The sequence below is a fragment of the Undibacterium sp. TJN25 genome (assembly GCF_049339885.1).
GTDB lineage: Bacteria > Pseudomonadota > Gammaproteobacteria > Burkholderiales > Burkholderiaceae_D > Undibacterium.
In genome coordinates, this window is sequence record NZ_JBMPPM010000042.1 from 1 (window position 1) to 562 (window position 562).

2 protein-coding genes are annotated in these 562 nt (G+C 68.3%); both read left to right on the forward strand.

All coding sequences use genetic code 11. From position 1 onward, the window contains the following. Positions 1 to 261 (forward strand): GDP-mannose 4,6-dehydratase (locus tag ACO0LO_RS29025; protein ID WP_422970026.1); only part of this gene is annotated, 261 nt, incomplete at its 5' end. Positions 262 to 268: 7 nt separating this feature from the next. Next, a partial coding sequence (locus tag ACO0LO_RS29030; protein WP_422970028.1) for an NAD-dependent epimerase/dehydratase family protein occupies positions 269 to 562 on the forward strand: 294 nt, incomplete at its 3' end.

The following is a 562-nucleotide window of genomic DNA, read 5'->3' on the forward strand; positions in this document are numbered from 1 at the left end:
ATGGCCTTCAAGGCCGCCGACATCCAGCTCCGCTGGCAAGGGCAGGGCGAAGACGAAACCGCCGCCTGCACCAAGACCGGCAAGACCCTCGTCAAGGTCAACCCCAAATTCTACCGGCCCGCCGAAGTCGAACTGCTGATCGGCGACCCCGCCAAAGCCAAAGACATCCTCGGCTGGGAACCCAAGACCACGCTCGAAGAACTCTGCCACATGATGGTCCAGGCCGACCTCCGCCGCAACGCCAACGGCGCCTCCTTCTAGCCCCCGCATGCCCACCGCGACACACCGCCCGCGCGCCCTCATCACCGGCTTGCGCGGCTTCACCGGCCGCTACCTCGCCCCCGCCCTGGAAGCCGCCGGCTACCAGGTCTACGGCACCGCCCACGGCCAGGAAAGCCAAGGCCCCGGCATGTATGCCGTCGACCTCACCGACCGCCGCCAGCTGCAGCACGCCGTGCACGACATCCAGCCCGACGTGGTCGCCCACCTCGCCGCCATCTCCTTTGTCGCCCACGGAGACGCCGACGCCATCTACCGCACCAACGTGGTCGGCACCCGCAAC